Genomic DNA, 1,519 nt, shown 5'->3' with positions numbered 1-1,519 from the left:
GGCTCGTCCAGCAGGAGCACCTCCGGCTGCTGCGCCAACGCCCGGGCGATCGACACCCGCTGCCGTTCGCCCCCCGACAGGGCCAGGACGTCGCGGGCCGCCAACCCGGCCAACCCCACACGGTCGAGCACGGTGTCCACCACGTCGGCGTCGTCGGTCCCGAACGGCTCGAACAGCCCGCGTGTCACCGTCCGGCCCAGTCGCACCGACTCCCGGACCGTGATGCCACCCAACGAGACCGGCTCCTGGGTGCTCACGCCCACCGTCCGCGCCAGGGCCCGCCGGCGGAGCGAGGTGATGTCGTCGCCGTCGAGGCGCACCAGTCCGGCGGTCGTGGGCAGGGCCCGGTAGCAGGTGCGCAGCAGGGTCGTCTTGCCACTGCCGTTGGGGCCCACCAGCGCGGTGACCCGGCCGGGTGCGATGGTCAGGTCCACCCCCTCGAGGATCCGGCGACCCCCGAGGTCGGTGGAGACGTCGGCCGCGGTCAGTGTGGTCACGTCGCCGACCTTCCGTAGCGCCGCCACAGCATGATCAGGAACACCGGACCCCCCACGATCCCCGTGACGACGCCCACCGGGAGCTCGGCACCGTCGCTGACGGACCGGGCCGCGATGTCGGCCAGCACCAGGGCCACCGCCCCGAGCACCGCGGCCGTCGGCAGTAACCGGGCCGACGTGCGCCCGGTGACGTACCCGGCGAGATGCGGGATGAGCAGTCCGATGAACCCGATGGTCCCGGAGACCGCCACCGCCCCCGCGGTGAGCATCGAGACCAGCAGCAACATGAGCAGCCGGAACCGCGGGACGTTCATGCCCATGGCCGTGGCGCCGTCGTCGCCGGTCAGGAGGAGGTCCAGGTGGCGGCTGGACAGCATCACCAGGACGCCCGCGACGGCGAGGATCGAGACCGGGGCCAGGAGCATGGTCCACCCGGCGTCACCGAACCCGCCGGCCAGCCAGCGCATGACGGTGCCCAGTTGGTGGTCGTCGCCCAACACCAACAGCGTGAACGTGTTGAGCGCGCCGAACATCATCGTCAGGGCCGCCCCCACCAGCACGATCGCCGTGGTGTCGTGCGCGCGACGGGCCACCAGGACCACCCCGGCCAGTGGCAGCAGGGCGCCGAGGAAAGCGGCCATCGGGAGCGTGAAGACGCCCCACATCCCGGCACCCACGCCCAGGACGGTCAGGACGACGACGCCGAAACCGGCCCCGGACGACACCCCCAGCAGGTACGGGTCGGCCAGTGGGTTGCGCGTGACAGCCTGGGCGACGCCTCCCGCCACCGCGAGGGACGCGCCCACCGCCGCCGCCATGAGCGACCTCGGCAGCCGGGACTCGATCACGATCGCCTCGCGGGCCTCGGACCACCACGGGGTGAAGAAACCCGGGGCCACGCGGTGGGCGACGATCGCCCAGACGTCACCGAGGGGGATGGACACCGACCCCAGAGAGACCCCCACCGCCACGGCCAGGGCGAGAAGCCCCAGCAGCGGAGCGAGGACCAGTCCGAGTGGCCG

Annotated in this window: 2 protein-coding genes; both read right to left on the bottom strand. The window is 72.9% G+C overall.

Features of this window, described 5'->3' with window-relative positions; translation table 11 throughout:
- On the bottom strand, positions 1-497 hold a 497-nt coding region (locus tag G6021_RS12785), incomplete at its 3' end, for an ATP-binding cassette domain-containing protein (RefSeq protein ID WP_182641452.1).
- A partial coding sequence (locus G6021_RS12780; RefSeq protein ID WP_347238968.1) for an iron ABC transporter permease occupies positions 494-1,519 on the bottom strand: 1,026 nt, incomplete at its 5' end. The genes G6021_RS12780 and G6021_RS12785, both read right to left, overlap by 4 nt.

The sequence above is a fragment of the Dietzia sp. CW19 genome, assembly GCF_014145265.1.
GTDB classification, from domain to species: Bacteria; Actinomycetota; Actinomycetes; order Mycobacteriales; family Mycobacteriaceae; genus Dietzia; species Dietzia natronolimnaea.
The sequence above is the reverse complement of the archived record's forward strand: the minus strand, read 5'-3'. Positions and strand labels throughout refer to the sequence as shown.